A 23,475-nucleotide genomic window follows, 5' to 3' on the forward strand; every position below is an offset into this window, starting at 1 on the left:
CTCTTAGTGTTTCAGACCGCCATAGCGATCCTCGCGGATCACGCGCGGCGTGATTTCCCGCGGCTCGATCGTCACAGGCTGATAGACGACGCGCTTCTCTTCCGGGTCGTAACGCATTTCGACGTATCCGGAGACAGGAAAATCTTTACGGAACGGGTGACCAATGAAACCGTAGTCGGTCAGGATGCGGCGCAGGTCCGGGTGCCCCTCGAAGACGATGCCGTACAGGTCGAATGCTTCGCGTTCGTACCAGTTGGCCGAACTCCAGATATCGACGACTGACGCGACGATCGGCATTTCGTCGTCTGGTGCGAATACACGCAGACGCAGACGCCAGTTGTTCTGCACCGACAACAAATGCAGAACGGCCGCAAAACGCGGGCCGTCATAGGCGCCATCGGCGTAGGTCTGATAGTCGACGCCGCATAGATCGACCAGTTGCTCGAAACCGAGCGAGCGGTCGTCGCGCAGACGCGTTGCCACATTGATGTAGTCGCTCGCCTTCACGACGATCGTCAACTCACCGATTGCCTCGGTGGTGCTCAACAGGAGGCCGCCAAAGGCCGCCTCGAGGTTCGCTTTCAGGGTCTCGAGTTTGCTTGCCATATTGTGGGGGAGGCGTTGGCCTTATTGACGGGCGATTGTGTTGGTGCGGCGGATCTTGGCCTGCAGCTGGATCACGCCATACACCAGCGCTTCCGCCGTAGGCGGACAACCTGGCACGTAGACGTCGACCGGCACGATCCGATCGCAGCCGCGCACCACCGAATAGGAATAGTGGTAGTAGCCGCCGCCGTTCGCGCACGAGCCCATCGAAATCACCCAGCGCGGCTCGGCCATCTGATCGTAGACCTTGCGCAGAGCCGGCGCCATCTTGTTGCACAGCGTGCCGGCGACGATCATCACGTCCGACTGACGCGGACTCGGACGAAACACCACGCCGAAACGGTCAAGGTCATAACGGGCAGCGCCCGCATGCATCATCTCGACCGCGCAGCACGCGAGACCGAACGTCATCGGCCACAACGAGCCGGTGCGCGTCCAGTTGATCAGTTTGTCAGCCGTCGTGGTGACAAACCCTTCCTTCAAGACCCCTTCGATACTCATTTGCTTTCCACTCCAGACGGGGCGGCAAGCCTTGGCCACCCACGCAAACCGGCGATTAATCCATCATTCCCAGTCGAGGCCGCCCTTCTTCCAGATATAGGCAAAGCCCAACAGGAATTCGAGCAGGAAAATCATCATCGCCATGAAGCCAGGCCAGCCGATGTCGCGCAGGGCTACACCCCACGGGAACAGGAACGCGGTTTCAAGGTCGAAAATGATGAAGAGAATGGCGACGAGGTAGTAACGCACATCGAACTTCATGCGCGCATCTTCGAATGCTTCGAAGCCGCACTCGTATGGTGCGTTTTTCTCGGTATCGGGCTTGTTGGGACCGAGGATCTTGCCAATGCTGACCAGTGCTACGCCTAAACCGGTGCCCACAATGAGGAACAACAAGACGGGGAAATAGGCTGCGAGGTTCAAGACTATCCTCTATCGGTTGGTTCTGAATGCCGCCAAGAGCATAGCACTCCTGACGCGAAATCACTTCGGCAACGTACATGCCGCAAGCCCAACGCAAGCCGCGCGTCAGAAGTGAAAATGCCAGCCGAAGCGAAGCAAGCGGCTGGCATTAGATAACATTTGGTGCCGACGGCGAGACTCGAACTCGCACAGCTTTCGCCACTACCCCCTCAAGATAGCGTGTCTACCAATTTCACCACGTCGGCACTAACTGCAATCCGGGAAAACAACTTATAAAACCCGCGAATCGCTTCAAGACTTAGATTGTAACTGGTCTAAACAGTTTGTTCAACGCACAAAAGCACTTTGAACGAAAAATTTATTTCGGCACTTCCGTAGCCGGGACGGACGCAGCCGACGCCGGCAACACTGCCGAACCACCAGCCGGCGCGGCCGCAGCAGAGGCCGCGACCGGCGCGGTCACAGCCGCGCCCAGCAAGCCTGCGGACGGTTTCGCACGATACGCGCCGAGGTACGTCAGCGTCAATGTCGTTACAAAAAACACGGCTGCGAGGACGGCCGTGGTACGCGACAAAAAGTTTGCCGAACCGGTCGCGCCGAACAGGCTGCCCGACGCGCCGCTACCGAAAGCAGCGCCCATATCGGCGCCTTTGCCGTGCTGCAGCAAGACAAGGCCAATGACCCCGAGTGCCGACAACAGCTGAACGACGATAATCAATGTTTTCAAATACAGCATCACACTCACCTGAGTCTTTATTTAACCGCACCACACAAAGTGTGCCGCGCGGGATTGGGTCATCCTCGCCAAGGCGCCCTGCTTAACCGGCGACGCTCGTCGCGGCCGCCGCTTTGCAGATCGCCAGGAAATCCTGGTCTTTCAACGACGCGCCGCCGATCAGGCCACCGTCGATATCCGGCTCGCGGAACAATTCTTCCGCGTTCTCCGGCTTCACACTGCCGCCGTACAACACCGGCACATCCGCCACTGCCGCGCCCTTTGCCGCCAGACGCGAACGCAGGAAAGCATGCACTGCCTGCGCCTGATCCGATGTAGCGCTCTTACCGGTGCCAATCGCCCAGACCGGTTCGTACGCGACGACGATGCGTGCCGCATCCGCTACCGACAGCTTCGCCAGCACCTCATCCAGCTGCGCGCCGACCACCTGCTCCGTCGAACCAGCCTCACGCTCTTCAAGCGTTTCGCCGACACACACGATCGGGGTCAAACCTGCTTCCAGTGCGCGCTGTGTCTTCACCGCGACCAGCTCTGCGCTTTCGCGATGGTAAGCACGGCGCTCCGAGTGCCCGACGATCGCAAGCGTGGCGCCGAAATCCACCACCATCTGCGCCGCCACTTCACCGGTATAGGCGCCATGCGTGAACGCGGAGACATCCTGCACGCCCCACACGACCTTGCCGCCTTCCAGCAACGATTGAGTCTGCGCGAGGTAAGGGCTCGGCACACAGACACCGACGCGCACATCAGCCGGCAATTCTCCCGCGCCTTGCGCCACGGCCTGCAACAGCGTTGCATTCTCGGCGAGGCGCCCGTGCATCTTCCAGTTACCGACTACCAGCTTGGCTCGTTGTTTCGACATCGTCTCGTCGTCTCGTGTATTGGCGGCGGACTTGGTTTGCGCTTACAGCCCGCCTTTCGTATTCATGCGGCGTGCGCAAAACGCGCAATTTTACTGCGTGGGGTGGATCGGGTCAAACCAACCGTGTCAAGCGTCCTGACCCCAAGTCAGCACGATCTTGCCGACGTGCGTGCTGCTTTCCATCAGCGCGTGCGCTTCGGCGGCTTGCGCTGCCGGAAACACACGATGCACCACTGGCTTAATGCGGCCATCTTCGAGGTGCGGCCACACACGCTCTTTCAACTGCGCGGCGATCTTCGCCTTGAACTCGATCGGCCGCGGACGCAACGTCGAACCCGTCACCGTCAGACGGCGGCGCAGCACTTCGTTCAGATTCAGCTCGGCCTTCGCGCCGCCCAGCAAGGCGATCAGCACGATGCGGCCGCCGTCGGCCAGCGCGGTCAGCTCGCGCGGCACATAACTGCCCGCCACCATGTCGAGAACGACGTCGACACCACGATCGTTCGTCAGCGACTTGATGACTTCGACGAAATCTTCAGTCTTGTAGTTGATCGCCCGTTCGGCGCCGAGCGCTTCGCAGGCGCGGCACTTTTCGTCCGACCCGGCCGTGGCGAACACGCGAAAACCCAGCGCATGCGCAATCTGGATCGCCGTCACGCCGATGCCGCTCGAGCCGCCCTGCACCAGCAGCGTCTCGTTCGGGGCGCCCTCGCCTTTGCCGAGCTGCGCACGGTCGAACACATTGCTCCACACCGTGAAGAATGTTTCCGGCAGCGAAGCCGCCTCGACATCCGACAAGCCAGCGGGCACCGGCAAGCACTGCAACAGCGGCGCGGTCGCATATTCCGCATAGCCACCGCCCGCAAGCAACGCGCACACGCGATCGCCGATTTTCAGACCGAACGGATTGTTCTTCTCGTCGATAGTGCCGCCGACGATCTCACCCGCCACTTCCAGCCCCGGCAGGTCCGACGCACCCGGTGGCGGCGCATAGCCACCCTTGCGCTGGAACACATCCGGACGGTTGATGCCTGATGCCGCCACCTTGATCAGCACCTCGCCCGCTTTCGGCTGCGGCGTGGGCCGCTCCGCCAGCTTGAGGACTTCCGGCGCGCCAAATTCGGTGATTTCGATCGCTTTCATCTGCGTCAACTCCAAGATTGGATTGCGTTGCCTACCGTCGGAAATCGTCTGAACCGAGGCGACATGCCTCGCTTAGAGAGAGTACCCGTTTGCGCCGGTTCGCACCTGCTTGCCGACAACGCAATCCACCCTGCGCCCTTCATGAAAAACGGCCGGCGCGCATTCGCGCTGCCGGCCGTCGCCCTGCTACCGCATTACTGCGGCGTCGGTTCGCCTTGCGGCGCGCCGTTTGCGGCGTCGTTCAGCAACGCCTTGGCCGACAAACGCACGCGGCCCTTTTCGTCCGTCTGGATGACCTTGACCTTCACTTGCTGGCCATCCTTCAGGTAGTCGTTGATGTCCTTGATACGCTCATTAGCGATTTCGGAGATGTGCAGCAGACCATCCTTGCCCGGCAGGATGTTCACGATCGCACCGAAGTCCAGCAGCTTGAGCACGGTGCCTTCGTACACTTGGCCCACTTCGACTTCCAGCGTGATGTTCTCGATACGCTTCTTCGCTTCGGCCATCCCTTCGCTGCTGGTGCTGGCGATGGTGACGACGCCGTCGTCCGAAATATCGATCGTCGTGCCGGTTTCTTCCGTCAGCGCGCGGATCACCGAACCACCCTTGCCGATCACGTCGCGGATCTTTTCCGGATTGATCTTGATGGTGATCATGCGCGGTGCGTAGTCCGACAGCACCGTGTTCGCGCCCGACACAGCCGAGGTCATCTTGCCGAGGATGTGCATACGGCCTTCCTTCGCTTGCGCGAGAGCGACCTGCATGATTTCCTTGGTGATGCCCTGGATCTTGATGTCCATCTGCAGCGCAGTCACGCCTTGCTCGGTACCCGCCACCTTGAAGTCCATGTCGCCGAGGTGATCTTCGTCGCCGAGGATGTCGGTCAGCACGGCAAACTTGTTGCCTTCCAGGATCAGGCCCATCGCGATGCCGGCGACGTGCGCCTTCATCGGCACGCCGGCGTCCATCAGTGCGAGGCAGCCGCCGCACACCGAAGCCATCGACGACGAACCGTTCGATTCGGTGATTTCCGACACGACGCGGATCGAGTAGCCGAATTCGTCGGCGCTCGGCAGGCACGCAGCCAGCGCGCGCTTGGCCAGACGGCCGTGACCGATTTCACGGCGCTTCGGCGAACCGACGCGACCCGTTTCGCCGGTCGCGAACGGAGGCATGTTGTAGTGGAGCATGAAGCGTTCGCGGTACTCGCCTTCGAGCGCGTCGATGTTCTGCTCGTCGCCCTTGGTGCCCAGCGTTGCGACAACCATAGCCTGCGTTTCGCCACGCGTGAACAGTGCCGAGCCGTGCGTACGCGGCAGCACGCCGGTACGGATTTCGATCGGGCGCACGGTGCGCGTGTCACGGCCGTCGATACGCGGCTCGCCGTTCAGGATCTGGGTACGGACGATCTTCGCTTCGATGTCGAACAGCACATTGCCGACGCTAGCCTTGTCTGCTGCAACCGTGCCGGCTGCCGCTGCTTCTTCTTCCAGCTTGGCCGACGTCGCTGCATAGACTTCCTTCAGCTTGGTCGAACGGGCTTGCTTGTCGCGGATCTGATAAGCGGCGAGCAGATCGGCTTGCGCCAGTTCCGACACGCGTGCGATCAGCGGCTCATTCTTGGCGGCCGGCTTCCAGTCCCATTCCGGCTTGCCGCCTTCGCGAACCAGCTCGTGGATTACGTCGATCGCGACCTGCATTTGTTCGTGACCGAACACCACTGCACCGAGCATCACTTCTTCGGTCAGTTGTTGTGCTTCCGATTCCACCATCAGCACCGCGCGTTCCGTACCCGCAACGATCAGGTCGAGCGCCGATTCCTTCATTTGCGGACGCGTCGGGTTCAACACGTATTCGTTGTTGATGTAGGCCACGCGTGCTGCGCCGACCGGGCCGTTGAACGGCAGACCGGAAATAGCGAGCGCCGCCGACGCGCCGATCAGCGCGGGGATGTCAGCGGGAATTTCGGGGTTCAGCGACAGGACGTGGATCACGACCTGGACTTCGTTGTAGAAGCCTTCCGGGAACAGCGGACGCAGCGGACGGTCGATCAGGCGCGAAATCAGCGTTTCGCCTTCCGACGGACGGCCTTCGCGGCGGAAGAAACCACCGGGGATCTTGCCTGCAGCGTAGGTCTTTTCGAGGTAATCGACGGTCAGCGGGAAGAAGTCCTGACCCGGCTTGGCGGTCTTGGCGCCGACCACAGTAGCCAGCACAACGGTGTCTTCGACATCGACGATCACCGCACCGCTCGCCTGACGAGCGATTTCGCCCGTTTCGAGGCGAACCTTATGTTGGCCCCACTGAAATTCTTTGACGATCTTATTGAACATAGTCATTGCTTTTCCTCTTCGTTATGCCGCGCGGACCAGAAGCGGCGCGGCAACGCCAGGACCGGCGCCACAGGGGAAGAGTAGTGTTATGCCATTCCAGAGAACCACGCCCTACGTTATGTACGCGCGCGAACCGCTGGAATGACACAAAGCTCTGCCCTGAAGCCCGGCCGTATTTCTGCTTTTTGCTGCTTTTCTTACTGCTGTTTTCCTGCTAGGCGCCGCATGAATCGTCACGCTACCGCGACCGGCAGGCGGTGCACATCACATGAAGCGCACCGTGCAAAAACAAAATGCCTGTATCAGTGGAACTGACACAGGCATCTTGCTGAACGACTGGCCGATTACTTACGCAGACCCAGCTTCTCGATCAGTGCGCGGTAACGATCCGCGTCCTTACCCTTCAGGTAGTCGAGCAGCTTACGACGGCGGCTCACCATGCGCAGCAGACCGCGGCGGCTGTGGTGATCCTTCGTGTGTGCCTTGAAGTGAACGGTCAGTTCGTTGATGCGGGTCGTGAGCAGCGCGACCTGAACTTCGGGGGAGCCGGTGTCGTTAGCTGCGCGTGCGAATTGCGCAACGACTTCGGACTTCTTGCTTGTTTCAACTGCGGACATGTCGATTTCCTTGAGAACTAGACAGGCGGTCACGGAAGAAAGGCCGTGCCGTGGGTTACCCGTGGGCGCATATCTGCAATCACTTGCAGCCATGCCTCACAACGGGACGCGTATTGTAGCACAGCCTAATCCGGCCGCGAACCCTGCTGTGCCGGGCGGGATCGTGGCCGGCCCGGGTTTGTTCATGGCCGTTTTACGGCCGTTTCATCTTGCATACAGTCGGCGGCACAGTCCGCTCGGGCGGCAAAGCCAGCACCGTGCGGAACCCATAGCCCGAACCTTCGTTGTCGAACTTGATGCCCGGCGTGCCGGCCTTGTCCATTTCCATCACGTAAAGGGGCTGGATCAGCTGATGGTCGTCGGCGCGCATCCAGGAGGCGTGGAAGCCGTTGTCGAACTTGATGCCCTCCAACGCCCGGGCGACCGCCGTCGGGTCGGCACTGCCGGCGCGGTTCATCGCCACGGCCAAGGTCTCGATCATCAGCGGCATGCGCAGCACCGGGTAGTCGTCTTGTGCAGCCGGGAAACGGGCGCGAAACGCCGCATACCAGGCGTCGGAGGCCGCGCCGCCGGCGTTCGGGTGCCAGTCGGCCACCGCGATCACGTGTTTGACGCCGGCGTCGCCCAACGCGGCAGGCGCCCCAAGGCTGTTGCCGTAGAAAGTGTAAAACCGGGTGTCCAGGCCCTGCTCTCGCGCCGCCTTGACCAGAAGGGTCAGGTCGTTGCCCCAGTTGCCGGTGATCACCGCATCCGCGCCGCTCGCGCGGATCTTCGCAATGTACGGCGCGAAGTCCTTCACGCGGCCGATCGGATGAAATTCGTCGCCGACAACCGCAATATCAGGGCGCTTGGTCGCCAGGGTCGAACGCGCGAGGCTGCTGACGTCGTGGCCGAAGCTGTAGTCCTGGTTCAGCAGATAGACCTTCTTCACGGCTTTGTCGCGCTGGATCACGTCCGCCAGTGCATCCATGCGCATGCCCGCGTGCGCATCGAAACGGAAGTGCCAGAAACTGCAGCTGGCGTTGGTCAGGGCGGGATCGTCGGCGGAATAATTGAGGAACAGTTCGCGGTTGCCCGGCTCGCGGCTGTTCTGTTTCTCGATCGCGCCGATCAGCGCCGCAGCGACCGCCGAGCTATTGCCCTGCATGATGTAGCCGATATGGCGGTCAGCGGCAGCGCGCAGTTGCACGAGCGCCTCCTCGGCACTGCCCTTGCTGTCGAGCACAACCAGTTCGAGCGGATGCGCGCCGTCGGCGAGCTTGACGCCGCCTTCCGCATTCACCTGCTCGACACCGAAGCGCAGATTGCGCTCCACCGCCGCGCCCGCATTGGCGAAGGGGCCGGACATGCCTTCGATCAGCGCCAACTGGATCGGTGCACCCATCGGCTTATTGACCGGCTTGCTTGCCGGACCCGGCACCGTTTCTCCCGCGGCGAGCGCCGCCGCGGCCATCGAAATCGCCGCCAGCGCCACGACTGCCGCTGCTGCCGCCCGTTGCCACTTCGCCATCGTCATTGCCCCGCTGGATTCGTCGAAGCGCGGATCATAGGGCGTTCCAGATGGAATAAGCAAGCCGGCAAAGCCGTTATCGTAATAACAGCGAGGGCCTGTACGACGCGCAAATCTTTTGCCGCCGCCCGTGTCAAAATAATGCGTCTCGATGATAAAAACCGCTACACAAATGCCATCGGAGGAATTCATGTTCAACCGCCACCCATCCACGGCGGCCTCGATCGAAGCGCCGCCCGCAGCACGCCTGCGCCGCGCCGCGCTCGTCTGCGTGAGCGCACTCGCGCTCACGGCTACGCTCGCCGGCTGCGTGCAGCCATGGCAGCAATACCAACAAGGCGCGGACGAATCGACCATCGTCGCCCGCCTTGGCGCGCCGCGTGAAAGCTACGACCTGCCCAACGGCGGCAAGCGGCTGATGTGGCCGACCCAGCCGATGGGCGAAACCACTACCGCCGCCGACATCGACGCATCCGGCAAGATCGTCACCGTGCGTCAGGTGCTTCAGCCCAACGAGTTCTACCGGGCGGAGATCGGCAAGTGGACGAAGAGCGACGTGCTGGTGAACTTCGGCCGCCCCGTCGAAACGTCGTACTTCCCGTTGATGAAGCGCGAGGTCTGGACGTATCGCTATCTGGAAGACAACGTCTGGTACATGATGTACAGCTTCTATTTCGACGACCAGGGCATCGTGCGGCTCACGCAAAAAACGCCTGATCCCTTGCACGACCCGGATCGCCGCAGCCTGTTCTGAGCGCTCGCTCGAACCCATTGCGCATGGATCTGCAAAGCCGCCTCTTCAGGCGGCTTTTTTTTATTTATTGCGCATGCCCGCGAATTTTATTTCGCGCACAGCAGATTTATTTTTTGATAGAAAGGTTTTCGTAAGCATTGATTCAGTACCGATTGCACCCGCTGCGCCGTCCGGGCACAGCCGTGGAATCGGCGACGAGTCTGTGCGCCCTACTTACGGAGCCACTATCGATGAACCGTCCGAAACGCCTGCTGGTCGCCAACGTCGCATGGGCGCATGAAACCGCCGCGCGCAACCCCGAATTTTTCCGTGATCTGGTGCGCGGCCAGAATCCGCATGTGCTGTGGGTCGGCTGCTCGGACAGCCGCGTGCCCGCAGAAACCATCACGCATTGCGAGCCCGGCGATCTGTTCGTTCACCGCAACATCGCCAACCTTTTTCATCCCGACGACGACAACACCGCGAGCGTCCTCGAATATGCAGTACGTGTGCTGAAGGTGGGGCACGTGATCGTCTGCGGCCACTATGGCTGCGGTGGTGTGCGCGCCGCCCTGCTGCCGCCGGAACCAACGTTGCCGCGTGTGAATCGACGGATCGCACCTCTGTGCGCGTTGGCAAAGGCGCATGGCGACGAACTCCGGAGTCACGCAAGCGAGCGTGAGCGTATCGACCGCCTCGCAGAGTTGAACGTGCTCGAGCAAGTGCGCCAGTTACGCGCGAGTGCGATCGTGCGCGATGCTGACCCGGCACCCCTCGTTCACGGCTGGATCTTCGCGCTCGAGGACGGGCGCATCAAGGTACTCACGTCCGGCTACGAAGCCGACGACGCGATGACCTGCACCACAGCCGCCCATAGCGCCGCCTAGTGCGCAGCTCTTATGAAACCGGCCGCAGCATGGCCTTCGCCTTTGCCTTCGCAGCACACAGGGCTCCACCCACTACTGCACCGACACCATGAACCTTCGAGCTTTCTTTTCCACGTTTCAGCGCGATCTGCTGGCAGGCACGGTCGTTTTTCTGGTGGCGCTGCCGCTATGTCTGGGCATCGCCAACGCCTCGGGCGTCGAGCCATTTGCCGGGCTTGTATCGGGCATCGTCGGCGGCCTGGTGGTGGCCGTGCTGAGCGGTTCGCGGCTGAGCGTCAGCGGGCCCGCGGCGGGCCTCGTCGTGATCGTCGTCGACGGAATCGCGCAACTCGGCAGCTTCTCCGCGTTCCTGCTGGCCGTCTTGCTGTCCGGCGCGATTCAGTTCGGCTTCGGCATGCTGAAGGCCGGCAGATTTGCGGCCTATGTGCCATCGCCCGTGATCAAGGGCATGCTCGCGGCGATCGGCGTGCTGCTGATCGTCAAGCAGTTTCCGCTCGCGCTTGGGCTATCCGGCGCGAATGCGTCGGCCGGATCGCAAGCCGCTGCCCATATGGCCGGCAGCGTATCGACGCCGTTCGGCTCGATATCACTCGCGGCCTGCGTGATCACTTTGCTGTCGCTCGCGATTCTGGTGGGCTGGGAAACGCGCGCGTTACGTCGCTTTGCGCTGGTGCGCCTTGTACCCGCACCGCTCGCGGCGGTGCTGCTGGGCATCGGCGCGACGCTGCTGCTCGGGTTGCTCGCCCCGTCGCTCGCGCCGCCCGCCGAGCATCGTGTCGCGCTGCCGTCGCTCGAGTCGTTCGCTGCGTTGCAAGTCGCGCTCCAATGGGCCGACTTCGGGCCACACTTCGCGCAACTGGTCAATCCTGATGTCTGGCGCGTCGCCATTACATTGGCGATCGTCGCGAGTCTCGAAACGCTGCTGAGCCTTGAAGCGGTCGAGCAGATCGATCCCGCCCGACGTGCCGCGCCGCCGGATCGCGAATTGAAGGCACAGGGCGTGGGTAACCTGATCGCCGGCGCGATCGGCGGCCTGCCGATCACCTCGGTCATCGTGCGCAGCTCCGCCAATGTGCATGCGGGCGCTCAAAGCCGGCTGTCCGCGATCATTCATGGCGTGTTGCTGCTGGTCAGCGTGTTCGCGCTCACCAGCGTCATCAACCTGATTCCGCTTGCGTGCCTCGCGGCGATTCTTATCTTCACCGGCGTGAAGCTCGCCAAACCGTCGTTGTTCGTCGCCATCGCCAAGCAGGGTTTCGCGCCGTTTGCGCCGTTCATCGTCACGCTGGTCGGCGTACTCGCCACCGATCTGCTGATCGGCATCGTGCTCGGCATTCTGTGCAGCGTGCTGCTCGCGCTGTATGCGAACCTGCGCAGCCCAATCGTGCTCGCGCAGCACGGCGATCACTACCTGCTGTCGTTTCGCAAGGACGTGTCGTTTCTCGGCAAGGTGCCGCTCAAGCACTACCTGCAGCAGATTCCCGACGGCGCGACCTTGATCGTCGACGCAACGCGTGCCGATTTCGTCGATCACGATGTGCGCGAACTGCTGGATACGTTTGTCGCCGATGCGCCGCGCCGCGAGATCGCAGTCGAAGTGCGGCATCAGGTCCAGGCGCAGGCACGCGCGGCGCGCGGGTGGTCGATGCGGCGCGCGGCTACGGAGTAGTTTCAGCGCGCGGTACTTCAGCGCGACACTCGAGGAGGAGACACCACAAAAGCAAGAAGCCCTGTGCTTTTGGGAGCACAGGGCTTCTTGACAATCCGGTTCAGCGGGCACGCAATCAGCGCGCCTGCTTCTACTACTCCGAACGTTGCGGATTCAACTTATCGAAGTTCGAATGCAGCTTGTTGAGCGCCGAGATATACGCCTTAGCCGAGGCCGCGACGATATCCGGATCGGTGCCCACACCGTTGACGATGCGCCCGCTCCTGGACAGCCGCACGGTCACTTCGCCTTGCGCCTGCGTACCGGTTGTAATGGCATTCACCGAGTACAGCAGCAACTCCGAACCGCTGCCCACTTCCGTTTCGATCGCATTGAGCGTGGCATCCACGGGACCGTTGCCACGTGCTTCCCCGGTCACTTCCTTGCCTTCGACCGAGAACACGATCTTCGCGTGCGGCTGCTCGCCGGTTTCCGAATGCTGCGACAGCGACAGGAACTTGTAGTGCTCCCGCTCCTGCGCTTCAGCCGATTCTTCGGTGACGATCGCGATGATGTCTTCGTCGAAGATTTCCGACTTGCGGTCGGCCAATTCCTTGAAGCGTGCGAACGCCGTGTTCAATTCGCCTTCGCTATCGAGCGCGATACCCAGTTCCTGCAAACGCTGCTTGAACGCATTACGGCCCGACAACTTGCCCAGCACGATCTTGTTCGCGCTCCAGCCCACGTCTTCGGCACGCATGATTTCGTACGTGTCGCGCGCTTTCAGCACGCCGTCCTGGTGGATGCCGGATGCGTGCGCAAACGCGTTCGCACCAACCACCGCCTTGTTCGGCTGCACGACGAAACCGGTGATCTGCGACACCAGCTTCGAAGCCGGCACGATCTGCGTGGTATCGAGACCGATTTCAAGGCCGAAGTAATCCTTGCGCGTCTTCACCGCCATCACGATTTCTTCGAGCGACGTATTACCTGCACGCTCGCCGAGACCGTTGATCGTGCACTCGACCTGACGCGCGCCGCCGATCTGCACACCAGCCAGCGAGTTCGCCACCGCCATGCCGAGGTCGTTATGGCAATGCACCGAGAACACCGCCTTATGCGAGTTCGGAATCCGCTCGCGCAGCGTCTTCACGAGCTGGCCGTACAACTCCGGCACGCCATAGCCGACCGTATCGGCGATGTTGATGGTGGTCGCGCCTTCCGCGATGACCGCTTCCAGCACGCGGCACAGGAAATCCAAGTCCGAGCGGCTGCCGTCTTCCGGCGAAAACTCGACGTCGTCCGTGAACTTGCGGGCAAAACGCACCGCCAGCTTTGCCTGTTCGAACACCTGATCCGGCGTCATGCGCAGCTTCTTTTCCATATGCAGCGGCGACGTTGCGATGAACGTGTGGATGCGGAAATGATCGGCCGGCTTGAGTGCGTCAGCAGCGCGTTGAATGTCTTTGTCGTTCGCACGGGCCAGCGAGCAGATCGTGCTGTCCTTGATCAGGCCCGCGATGGTGTGGATCGAATCGAAGTCGCCATTCGAACTGGCCGCGAAGCCCGCTTCGATCACGTCCACCTTCATCCGTTCGAGTTGCTTCGCGATACGGATTTTTTCTTCCTTCGTCATCGACGCGCCCGGCGATTGCTCGCCGTCACGCAACGTGGTGTCGAATATGATCAGTTTGTCGGCCATGTCGGGTCTCCTGGGGAGTCGTTCAATTGTGGGGATCGGATATTGGAATTCGGGCGTTTTGCGCCACCGTTGGCGACGCTATAAGCCGCAGACGAGGCAGACGGAGGGCGGAAAACGATAGGCGATCAGCGCGCCAGATGCGCCAGCACTAGCGCACCCGCGGCGCACCAGCTTGTTGAGGCTCGTGCTGCAGCTCAAATGGGAACCTGAACGCATTTATCCAACGACTATAGCGGCATTCCCGTCGCCGTGCAATTGGCGTCGGACCTGCCTGCCGCGCGCCGTCGGACGGGCTCGACAACGAAAAACGGCAGCCTGCGAAGGCTGCCGTTTTCTCATGTCACGTTCATGTAACGAAGCTGCGCCATTACCTGTCCCGCGCCACGGACCGAGCCGGATTCGCCCTGCCCCGCAGCGCCTGGTAGCCCCAGAACACATAGCCCGACAGACCGTACAGCACGAACAGGCCGAACAGCATCAGCGGCGGATCGGACGACACCAGCACGAACGCCACCACCACGAGCAGAATCACGCCGAACGGCACGCGGTGCCGCACGTCGAGCGCCTTGCCGCTGTAGAACGGCGCGTTCGACACCATCGTCACACCGGCGTAGATGGTCAGCACAAAGGCGACCCACGGCAACCACACCAGCTTGAGCGGCACGCGGTTGTCGGTGGCGAGCCACACGAAACCGGCGATCAGCGCCGCGGCCGCCGGGCTCGGCATACCCTGGAAGAAACGCTTGTCGACCACGCCGATGTTCGCGTTGAAACGCGCGAGACGCAACGCCGCCCCCGAACAGTAGACGAACGCCGCAAGCCAGCCCCAACGACCGAGATCCTTCAGAATCCACTCGTACATCACAAGCGCCGGCGCCACACCGAACGACACCATGTCCGAGAGACTGTCGAACTGTTCGCCGAACGCGCTTTGCGTATGCGTCATGCGGGCGACGCGGCCGTCCATGCCGTCCAGCACCATCGCCACGAAGATCGCGATTGCCGCGATTTCGAAGCGCACGTTCATCGCCTGCACCACGGCGAAGAAGCCGCAAAAGAGCGCGGCGGTGGTAAACGCGTTCGGCAGCAGGTAAATGCCGCGTTTCCTCAGGAACTGCTGACGCTGAGCGCGCCGGCTCTCGACTGCGCCTGTCTCCGCAACGATCGGCTTGTTACGGCGGAACGGGCGCGGGAGCTGCCCGCTGTTGCGGGGTCGACGCGGTTTGAATGCGGCCATTCGGAAAACCTCCTTGGTGCCGCTTTATAGTTCAGCGAGGATCGTGGACGACGCGGAAACCTTCTCACCGATCGACACACGCGGACGACTGCCAACCGGCAGGTACACGTCGACACGCGAGCCAAAACGGATAAATCCATAACGCTGGCCACGCGTGAGCGGCTCACCTGAGCGTACGTAGCAAAGAATGCGCCGCGCAATCAGACCGGCGATCTGCACCGACGTCACCGTCTGGCCGCCGGCCATTTGGATCACCACGGCATTGCGCTCGTTTTCGAGCGAAGCCTTATCCACAGCGGCATTCAGATACGCGCCCGGGAAATATTCGACCTTGGAGATCGCACCGTCCACCGGTGAGCGCTGCGAATGGACATTGAAAACGTTCATGAACACGCTGATCTTCAGCGCTTCACGGTTGGCATACGGATCATGCGCTGTCTCGACTGCGACGATACGGCCGTCGGCCGGGCACAGTACGGCGTTCGCCTGAGTCGGAATCGGGCGTGCCGGATCACGGAAAAACTGCACGACGAAGATCAGGATCAGCCAGAACAGCCATGCAAAGCCGAATCCCGCGAAGGCATGAACCAGTAATGCAACGACGGCCGCGATGGCGATGAACGGCCAGCCTTCTCGCGCGATGATCGGATGAGGGTAATTCATGGATGGCTTCTGTATTTTTGGAGGGTAGCCCCCCTTCCTCGCGGAAGAAGGGCCCCCTAAGAACCGTACGTGCGAGTTTCCCCGCATACGGCTCAAATCTACAAACAAAGCCCGGTCTTAGGACCGGGCCGGCTTAGTTACCGCAATTTTACCTGCGTGCACCTGCTGATGGCAGTGTGGGTGAAGCAGAACCCTGTTCGAGAGAGCGTCCGTGCCACCGTGCATCCGATACTCTAGATGATGGTCATGCCAGCCGGTCTCCTTTGTCAGGGCACAGCCACAATGCGAGCAAAGCCCGTCTTGCAACATATACAGCGAAACCCATTGCTTCCGATAACGCATTGAGTGTTCCATGCGCGCCTGTCGCAACTGTTCGCCGTACTGCTCCCACTCAGGATCAAAGGGATTGAATGCTCCTTTGACCTTTCTGTGTCGCTTAATTTCCGTACCGCTGATCTGGTACAGGCTAAGCAACCCCTTACCATCGTCGTCACGAGCTACAGGAACAGCGAACACCCAGTGTCGATTGCCCTCCGAGTGAAAGTATTTCTTCTTCACCCATTCGGCGCTCTTGTTCAGGTGCCGCCTCTTCGACCACCGCCAAAGCCTTCGGAAAATCAAAGACTCCATGCGGCTGTATGCCTCTTTGGCGACCACAGGACTGTGATACTGCGCCCAGCCCCGTAGCATCGGGTTCAGCAGTCGAATCAGATTCTCCTGCTTTACCGTCTTATGACCGCTGATCGTATCCGCCACCTTGCGATAGAACGTTTTCACGTTCTTCTTGCTCGGCTTGATGAGTAGCGTCCCCGAGTACTTACGGAAATTCCACCCCAGGAAATCGAAGCCTTGGTCAATGTGTGTGATCCGCGTTTTCTCCTCGGACAGTTGCAGACCTCGAACGGCAAGGAATGTTTCCACCCAAGGTCGAACTTCCTGCTCCAGCAACTCTTGCGAGTCACCGGTGATCACGAAGTCGTCCGCGTACCGCACCACATTGACTTTAAGCTTGTTGGCTTTTGCGATCCCAAACTTCGCACTAAGGTGCGCTAGCAGTTCTCGCTCCAGCCCGTTCAGCGTCACATTCGCCAGCGTCGGAGAAATGATCCCTCCTTGCGGCGTACCGGCCTCTGTCGCCTGAAGCTGCCCCTTGTAAATCAGGCCAGCTTTCAGCCATTTCCGGAGGATTTCCTTGTCCATCAGGACATGGGTCTCCAACCAGTTATGGCTAATATGGTCGAAGCATCCCTTGATATCCGCCTCCAGCACCCAACGGGCTGAGCCCTTCTGGGACATGGCGACGAATATCTGTGACATGGCGTCAGCCGTCGAGCGGTTTAACCTGAACCCATAAGAGTTCGGGTCGCTCGTCGATTCCGACACCGGCTCCAAGGCCAGCAGATACAAGGCTTGCATCGCCCTGTCCCGCATGGTCGGAATGCCCAGAGGGCGCTCCTTTCCATTGGCCTTGGGGATAAAGACTCTCCGTAAAGGCAGAGGCTTATATCCACGCCGCTTCAACCTGCCGACAGCAAGCCATCGGCTCTCAGGCGAGTCCCAAAGTTCGCGATCGACTCCAGCCGTTCGCGCACCCTGATTCTGCGTAACACGTCGTACCGCATACAGCTTTGCGGACAACGTGCGGGTCAACATCCGTTGCAGGGCTCTCCCCCTGCGCCAGTTGCCTTCCCGCGTCGCCTTCGCAATTCGAATCTGCATCCCTCTCACGTTCCGTTCAACCCGCCGCCAATCTACGGCGTACCAGTTGTCCGGCGCGTGGGAAAGCGCAGATCCGTCCTTTCGGACAGATACTCTCATGCTGCTCTCCTACTCGAAGAAGTGAATCCCGAGCGAAGAACAGATCGCCCCTTGCGGGAGCGATCTGCTCCCGCAAGGGGGGTTAAAAAACATATGCTGACGGTCCAGAAGCCCGACAGCAATCATCTTCCAGCTAAGGGTTAGTCAGCCATCTTGCGACGGTAGACCAGACGGAAGTCTGCCCGCTTTCGCGTGGGGTAATGTTCCAACCCCTATCCGACCCATTACAGACCGGCTTTCGCTTTCTCCGTCGTCCCATACCTGCACAATCAACAGCGTCCCTCACGGTTCGCCTGCCAGTCAAACTACGACCGGCAACCATACAGGCTTACCACGTTCCCGGCATGTCACACGACTGACTTAGGTTCTGCCTATTCCCCGGCGGTCCGATGACGACGTAACCCGAATTTACAGCGGGTTATCCGACCGCACACCTGTTTGGTTGATGCCTGTCAGCAGCTTTGGCACCGTCCTACTTACGAGGTTTATCAGCAGTTCACTTGCATTAACCATATCAGCCAGCCTAGCCCCTCAACCCCGTTGCTGCTGGGAGTCTCCGGATGGTCATCTCGCAACCACCATCCGCCCGAACTTCCGGGGGGTACATTGTTAGAAGAGCTTCACACCTCACCGTTGCCAGTGACTCATGTCTTCCTAGGCTACTGCTGGTCGTACAGCAGGTTCACTACCCTCGCCAATGCAGCCAGCGAGGCCGAACAATGACACACCGAGCTTTTCGCTCGTATCGTTTAGCGACTCCGTTGCCCTGAGGCGCAGGAATTGCAAACATCACCCCGCCCTGTCGGCGGAGATGAAGCCGCTGACTGGGCGGGACCTGACGGTAATCAGGTCAATGCAATACGGTTGACGGCGGAATGCACCGTGTCCCGTGTTCACTACTAAGGTGTGCCCCTAAGGACACATCTACTGCTTAAAGTGCGGCTCACAAGGGAGCCGCCTGCGGAGGGCATGGTGAGTTCAGTCGAGACCTTCCTCAATAACCCTCTAGTCGATGCCCCGTAACGTGGGGCTGACGGACACGAGCGTGCGTGTCGCACGTAAAACCGTAGGATAGCAAAAGCCGCCCAGGGTTCAGCACCCTTGGACGGCTTTTTGCATTACCGGCTGCTGCGACGAGGCGCCGCGCCGGTCACATGCGATAAAACTGGCTTCTTAGTTCTTCGACTGGTCGACCAGCTTGTTCGCGGCGATCCACGGCATCATCGAACGCAGCTTGGCACCAACCGTTTCGATCTGGTGCTCGGCCGTCAGACGGCGACGCGATTGCAGCGTCGGTGCGCCGGCCTTGTTTTCGATGATGAAGCTCTTTGCGTACTCGCCGGTCTGAATGTCCGTCAGCACGGCCTTCATCGCCTTCTTCGTTTCAGACGTCACGATACGCGGACCCGTCACGTACTCGCCGTATTCGGCGTTGTTCGAGATCGAGTAGTTCATGTTCGCGATGCCGCCTTCGTAGATCAGGTCGACGATCAGCTTCAGTTCGTGCAGGCATTCGAAGTACGCCATTTCCGGCGCGTAACCCGCTTCCACCAGCGTTTCGAAGCCGGCCTTGATCAGGTCGACCGTACCGCCGCACAGCACGGCTTGTTCGCCGAACAGGTCGGTTTCCGTTTCTTCGCGGAAGTTCGTTTCGATGATACCGGCACGGCCGCCGCCGTTCGCTGCTGCGTACGACAGCGCGATGTCACGTGCTGCGCCCGACTTGTCTTGTGCAACGGCGATCAGGTGGGGCACGCCGCCACCTTGCGAGTACGTACCGCGAACCGTGTGGCCCGGTGCCTTCGGCGCGATCATGATCACGTCGAGGTCAGCACGCGGGATCACCTGACCGTAGTGCACGTTGAAGCCGTGTGCGAAGGCGAGCGCTGCGCCTTGCTTGATGTTGGCGTGCACTTCCTTTGCGTAGACTTCAGCGATCTGCTCGTCCGGCAGCAGCATCATGACGACGTCCGCGCCCTTGACGGCTTCCGCCACTTCCTTGACTTGCAGGCCGGCGTTCTCAGCCTTGCTCCACGATGCGCCGCCCTTGCGCAGACCGACCGTGATATTCACGCCGCTTTCCTTCAGGTTCAGCGCGTGAGCATGGCCTTGCGAGCCATAGCCGATGATGGTGACTTGCTTACCCTTGATGAGGGAGAGGTCGGCGTCCTTGTCGTAGAAAACTTTCATGTCGGTTCCTTGGCTAAATTCGGTGAAATCAGTGAAATACAAATACTGCGAATGGTGTGTTGCTTGGCCGGGCTCTTGAAGGCACTGCCCGGCCCCGATCGAAACGTTAGCGAATCGTCGATAAGCGCGCGTCAAACCTTCAGAATGCGCTCGCCGCGGCCGATGCCCGAACTGCCCGTACGGACGGTTTCGAGAATCGCAGTCGCGTCGATCCCTTCGATGAAGGCATCGAGCTTGTCGCTCGCGCCCGTCAGTTCGATCGTGTAGGTCTTTTCTGTGACGTCGATGATCCGGCCGCGGAAAATATCCGACATCCGTTTCATTTCCTCACGTTCCTTGCCGACCGCCCTTACCTTGATCAACATCAGCTCGCGTTCGATGTGGGCGCCCTCGGTAAGGTCGACCACTTTCACCACCTCGATCAGGCGGTTCAGATGCTTCGTGATCTGTTCGATCACGTCGTCCGAGCCAATGGAGACGATGGTCATGCGCGACAGCGAACGGTCTTCGGTCGGAGCCACCGTCAAGGTTTCAATGTTGTAGCCGCGTGCCGAGAACAGCCCCACCACGCGTGATAACGCGCCCGGTTCGTTTTCCAGCAGGACAGAAATAATGTGTCTCATGTTTCGCTTCTTCCAGATGTTTTGTCGATGTATGCGAGCGGTTTCGCGCCGCTTCGTCCGCCTTCGCCCTTTTTGAAGGCGCGCATGACGAAGCCAACGCTAAAAACCGTCGTTATAGATCTTCCGAACCCATGAGCATCTCAGTGATGCCCTTGCCGGCCTGGACCATCGGCCAGACGTTTTCGGTCGGATCGGTCTGGAAATCGAGAAACACCGTGCGATCTTTCAGGCGCAGCGCTTCCTTCAGCGCCGGCTCGACATCGGCAGTGCGTTCGATACGCATGCCGACATGGCCGTACGCTTCGGCGAGCTTCACGAAATCCGGCAGCGCATCCATGTACGAATGCGAATAGCGCTTGCTGTATTCGATCTGCTGCCACTGGCGCACCATGCCCAGATAGCGGTTGTTCAGCGAAATGATCTTGATGGGCGTCTCGTACTGCTTGCAGGTCGAGAGTTCCTGGATACACATCTGGATCGAGCCTTCGCCCGTGATACAGAGCACGTCGTCGTCCGGGTGCGCCATCTTCACGCCCATCGCCGCCGGCAGGCCGAAGCCCATCGTGCCGAGGCCACCGGAATTGATCCAGCGGCGCGGCTTGTTGAAGCGATAGAACTGCGCCGCCCACATCTGGTGCTGGCCGACGTCGGAACACACGAAGGCATTGCCGTCGGTCAGTTCCCACGCCTTTTCCACCACGTACTGCGGCTTGATGATGTCGCTCTTGCGATCGAACTTCAGGCAGTCTTTGGCGCGCCAGGCTTCGATGTCCTTCCACCAGTCGGCGAGCGCCGCGGTGTCCGGGCCATGTTCGGCGGTTTGCAACTGCTCGATCAGCTCCTTCAACACTTCCTTCACGTCGCCGACGATCGGAATGTCGACCTTGACGCGCTTGGAGATGGAAGAAGGATCGATGTCGATATGGATGATCTTGCGCGGGCGCGATGCGAAGTGCGCCGGATCGCCGATCACACGGTCGTCGAAGCGCGCGCCGATCGCGATCAGCACGTCGCAGTGCTGCATCGCCATGTTGGCTTCGTACGTGCCGTGCATGCCGAGCATGCCGAGGAATTTCTTGTCGCTCGCGCGGTAGCCGCCCAGACCCATCAACGTATTGGTGATCGGGTAACCGAGCAGATCGGCAAACTGGTTCAGCTCACGCGACGCATCCGCGAGGATGATGCCGCCGCCGGTATAGATATACGGACGCTTGGCCGACAGCAACAAGGCCACAGCCTTGCGGATCTGGCCGGAGTGACCTTTCGTGACCGGGTTGTACGAGCGCAGCGAAACGGTCTTGAGCGGTTCGTACTGGCACGGCATCTTCGACACGTCTTTCGGAATGTCGATCAGCACCGGGCCGGGACGGCCGGTACGGGCGATGTAGAAAGCTTTCTTGACGGTAGCGGCGAGGTCGCGCACGTCCTTCACGAGGAAGTTGTGCTTCACGCAGGGACGCGTGATGCCGACCGTATCGCACTCCTGGAACGCATCCTGACCGATCGCAGCAGTCGGCACCTGGCCGCTGATGATCACCATCGGGATCGAATCCATGTAGGCCGTGGCGATGCCGGTCACCGCATTGGTAACGCCGGGGCCGGAAGTCACGAGGCACACACCCACTTTGCCGGTGGAACGCGCATAGGCGTCGGCGGCGTGGACTGCGGCTTGTTCGTGGCGCACGAGGATGTGCTGGAATTTGTCCTGCTTGTACAGCTCGTCGTAAATGTAGAGTACCGAGCCGCCGGGATAGCCCCACACAAACTCGACGTCTTCGTCGGCCAAAGCGCGCATGAGCACGGTGGCGCCGATAGAGTCAGCTTCAGGATGGGGGGTCGTATCCGACGTGGAGAATTCCGCGCTGGGCATATTCATTTATTCACCTTTCGAATTTTCGGCAAAAAATTGATCGGGTGCTCTCTGCCGGGCTTGTGGCTCGGGTTCAAGCGGCGCGTCCAGTTGACAGGCGAGCTTCTTGGGCCACACCTCAATTGAGACAAGTCACTTATGTTGCGAACCAGCGAAGATATCTGCAGATGTTCGCGCGGTCAAGCAAATATTGCCCTGGCGCCCTGCCCCTGAATCCCGCAATGGGTCAAAAACGACCGAGATCGCGTTATAAAAATGCAAGGTAGGACGGGTTTCGCCCCAGCGGAGCGAAAGTTTGTTAGCATCCGCGAGTTTTACGACATTTTTCGACCGATTACGCGCACGCACGCTGCGCCGACCCCCAAACGGATGGCATCAGACAAGGAACTCGCCGATTTTCTGGCGGGCGTCGAAAGGCGCGCATTCAAGCAGACGGTCTACGCCGTGCGGGACGACGACGCCTCGCTCGATATCGTGCAGGACGCGATGATCAAGCTCGCCGAAAAATACGGCGACCGTCCGGCCGCCGAACTTCCGCTCCTGTTTCAGCGTATTCTCCAGAATGCGATGCACGACTATTTCCGTCGTGCCAAAGTGCGCAATACTTGGGTTAGCCTGTTCTCCTCGCTCGGCAACGCCGACGACGACGAATTCGACCCACTCGAAACATTCGAGGCGCAGCAAGGTTCAGCGGGCTCAGAAAGCAACGAACAGAAACTCGAACGCGAACAAGTCTTACAGTTAATCGACGACGAGATCCAAAAGTTACCGGCACGTCAACGGGAGGCGTTTCTCATGCGTTATTGGGAAGATATGGATGTCGCCGAGACTGCCGCCGCGATGGGCTGCTCCGAAGGCAGTGTGAAAACACACTGCTCGCGGGCCACCCACACGCTGGCGCAAGCGCTCAAGGCTAAAGGAATCACGCTATGAGCTCCCTAGAAACCAAAGAACTCGAGTTCGCCCGCCAGGTGCGCCGCGCGCTCGACGAAACCGCCGCCAGTATTCCGCCCGCCACCGTCGACCGGCTCGCTGTGGCGCGCCGTGCCGCGCTCGCTCGCAAGAAGCCCGAGTCCGTGAGCGCGCCGGTGTTCGTACCCGCCTTCGCCGGTGCCGGCATGCCCTCCGGTATGCCGCAGGTCGAGATGCCGCAGCGCCGCCGCTCGCCGCTGCGCCGCTTTGCGCTCGCCTGGCCGCTCGTCGCGCTGGTCGTCAGCCTCGTGGGCATCGCCTACTGGGAAGACCAGCAACGCACCGCCGAACTCGCCGATATCGATGCAGCCATGCTAAGCGACGACTTGCCGCTCAATGCCTATCTCGATCACGGTTTCAACGCGTACCTATCACGCGCCCACTGAGCGGGAGATTCT

Annotated in this window: 21 protein-coding genes and 1 tRNA gene; 5 read left to right on the plus strand and 17 right to left on the minus strand. The window is 60.6% G+C overall.

What is annotated here, in order from left to right; all coding sequences use genetic code 11:
• Positions 1–3 precede the first annotated feature (3 nt).
• The 10 genes from M0D66_RS18215 to M0D66_RS18260 form a co-directional block, all read right to left on the minus strand.
• Positions 4–606, minus strand: coding sequence for an NADH-quinone oxidoreductase subunit C (locus M0D66_RS18215; protein ID WP_093639627.1), 603 nt, complete (start codon positions 604–606; stop codon positions 4–6).
• Between the two features lie 21 nt (positions 607–627).
• Positions 628–1,107 carry an NADH-quinone oxidoreductase subunit B family protein gene (locus M0D66_RS18220; RefSeq protein ID WP_006052903.1) on the minus strand — a complete coding sequence of 160 codons (480 nt, stop codon included), beginning with the start codon at positions 1,105–1,107 and terminating at the stop codon, positions 628–630.
• 63 nt (positions 1,108–1,170) lie between these two features.
• A complete protein-coding gene (locus tag M0D66_RS18225; protein WP_007175615.1) occupies positions 1,171–1,530 on the minus strand; it encodes an NADH-quinone oxidoreductase subunit A in 360 nt (119 codons plus the stop codon).
• A gap of 160 nt (positions 1,531–1,690) precedes the next feature.
• Positions 1,691–1,775: transfer RNA gene (locus tag M0D66_RS18230), tRNA-Leu, on the minus strand.
• A gap of 113 nt (positions 1,776–1,888) precedes the next feature.
• A complete protein-coding gene (secG, locus tag M0D66_RS18235) occupies positions 1,889–2,266 on the minus strand; it encodes a preprotein translocase subunit SecG (RefSeq protein WP_200653031.1) in 378 nt (125 codons plus the stop codon).
• 82 nt (positions 2,267–2,348) lie between these two features.
• Entirely contained in the window at positions 2,349–3,128 is a 780-nt protein-coding gene (gene tpiA / locus M0D66_RS18240; protein ID WP_093639624.1) for a triose-phosphate isomerase, read from the minus strand.
• A 126-nt stretch (positions 3,129–3,254) separates the two neighbouring features.
• Complete coding sequence (locus M0D66_RS18245) at positions 3,255–4,271, minus strand: NAD(P)H-quinone oxidoreductase (RefSeq protein ID WP_154567532.1); 1,017 nt, start codon at positions 4,269–4,271, stop codon at positions 3,255–3,257.
• Positions 4,272–4,465: 194 nt separating this feature from the next.
• Positions 4,466–6,613, minus strand: coding sequence for a polyribonucleotide nucleotidyltransferase (gene pnp / locus M0D66_RS18250; protein ID WP_171925034.1), 2,148 nt, complete (start codon positions 6,611–6,613; stop codon positions 4,466–4,468).
• A 338-nt stretch (positions 6,614–6,951) separates the two neighbouring features.
• A complete protein-coding gene (rpsO, locus tag M0D66_RS18255; protein WP_011487489.1) occupies positions 6,952–7,224 on the minus strand; it encodes a 30S ribosomal protein S15 in 273 nt (90 codons plus the stop codon).
• Between the two features lie 193 nt (positions 7,225–7,417).
• On the minus strand, positions 7,418–8,740 hold the full coding sequence (locus tag M0D66_RS18260) for a branched-chain amino acid ABC transporter substrate-binding protein (RefSeq protein ID WP_200653043.1): 1,323 nt from the start codon (positions 8,738–8,740) through the stop codon (positions 7,418–7,420).
• Between the two features lie 184 nt (positions 8,741–8,924).
• On the opposite strand from M0D66_RS18260, the gene M0D66_RS18265 reads away from it, so the two are divergent.
• The 3 genes from M0D66_RS18265 to M0D66_RS18275 all read left to right on the plus strand — a co-directional run bounded on the left by M0D66_RS18265 (position 8,925) and on the right by M0D66_RS18275 (position 12,023).
• A complete protein-coding gene (locus M0D66_RS18265; protein ID WP_054034964.1) occupies positions 8,925–9,488 on the plus strand; it encodes a hypothetical protein in 564 nt (187 codons plus the stop codon).
• Between the two features lie 230 nt (positions 9,489–9,718).
• On the plus strand, positions 9,719–10,354 hold the full coding sequence (locus M0D66_RS18270; RefSeq protein WP_200653030.1) for a carbonic anhydrase: 636 nt from the start codon (positions 9,719–9,721) through the stop codon (positions 10,352–10,354).
• An 88-nt stretch (positions 10,355–10,442) separates the two neighbouring features.
• Positions 10,443–12,023, plus strand: coding sequence for a SulP family inorganic anion transporter (locus M0D66_RS18275; protein WP_200653029.1), 1,581 nt, complete (start codon positions 10,443–10,445; stop codon positions 12,021–12,023).
• A 133-nt stretch (positions 12,024–12,156) separates the two neighbouring features.
• Here M0D66_RS18275 and M0D66_RS18280 read toward each other — a convergent pair whose 3' ends face one another.
• From M0D66_RS18280 to M0D66_RS18310, 7 genes are all read right to left on the minus strand, one after another.
• Entirely contained in the window at positions 12,157–13,704 is a 1,548-nt protein-coding gene (locus M0D66_RS18280; RefSeq protein ID WP_200653028.1) for a 2-isopropylmalate synthase, read from the minus strand.
• A gap of 367 nt (positions 13,705–14,071) precedes the next feature.
• Positions 14,072–14,941 carry a CDP-diacylglycerol--serine O-phosphatidyltransferase gene (pssA, locus tag M0D66_RS18285; RefSeq protein ID WP_093639603.1) on the minus strand — a complete coding sequence of 290 codons (870 nt, stop codon included), beginning with the start codon at positions 14,939–14,941 and terminating at the stop codon, positions 14,072–14,074.
• 24 nt (positions 14,942–14,965) lie between these two features.
• Positions 14,966–15,604 (minus strand): phosphatidylserine decarboxylase, encoded by a 639-nt coding sequence (locus M0D66_RS18290; protein ID WP_093639600.1) that lies wholly within the window; start codon positions 15,602–15,604, stop codon positions 14,966–14,968.
• A 117-nt stretch (positions 15,605–15,721) separates the two neighbouring features.
• A complete protein-coding gene (gene ltrA, locus M0D66_RS18295) occupies positions 15,722–17,422 on the minus strand; it encodes a group II intron reverse transcriptase/maturase (protein WP_266211098.1) in 1,701 nt (566 codons plus the stop codon).
• 1,173 nt (positions 17,423–18,595) lie between these two features.
• Positions 18,596–19,612 (minus strand): ketol-acid reductoisomerase, encoded by a 1,017-nt coding sequence (gene ilvC / locus M0D66_RS18300; protein ID WP_200651624.1) that lies wholly within the window; start codon positions 19,610–19,612, stop codon positions 18,596–18,598.
• A 131-nt stretch (positions 19,613–19,743) separates the two neighbouring features.
• The gene (ilvN, locus tag M0D66_RS18305) at positions 19,744–20,235 is read right to left on the minus strand and encodes an acetolactate synthase small subunit (RefSeq protein ID WP_011487482.1); all 492 of its coding nucleotides are present in this window, start codon (positions 20,233–20,235) and stop codon (positions 19,744–19,746) included.
• A gap of 112 nt (positions 20,236–20,347) precedes the next feature.
• Positions 20,348–22,111 (minus strand): acetolactate synthase 3 catalytic subunit, encoded by a 1,764-nt coding sequence (locus M0D66_RS18310; protein WP_054034970.1) that lies wholly within the window; start codon positions 22,109–22,111, stop codon positions 20,348–20,350.
• 363 nt (positions 22,112–22,474) lie between these two features.
• On the opposite strand from M0D66_RS18310, the gene M0D66_RS18315 reads away from it, so the two are divergent.
• Positions 22,475–23,038, plus strand: coding sequence for an RNA polymerase sigma factor (locus M0D66_RS18315; protein WP_054034971.1), 564 nt, complete (start codon positions 22,475–22,477; stop codon positions 23,036–23,038).
• Entirely contained in the window at positions 23,035–23,463 is a 429-nt protein-coding gene (locus tag M0D66_RS18320; RefSeq protein WP_200620059.1) for a DUF3619 family protein, read from the plus strand. The genes M0D66_RS18315 and M0D66_RS18320 overlap by 4 nt, the downstream gene beginning before the upstream one ends.
• Positions 23,464–23,475: the final 12 nt, after the last annotated feature.

The organism is Paraburkholderia sp. SECH2 (genome assembly GCF_030464795.1).
GTDB lineage: Bacteria > Pseudomonadota > Gammaproteobacteria > Burkholderiales > Burkholderiaceae > Paraburkholderia > Paraburkholderia aspalathi.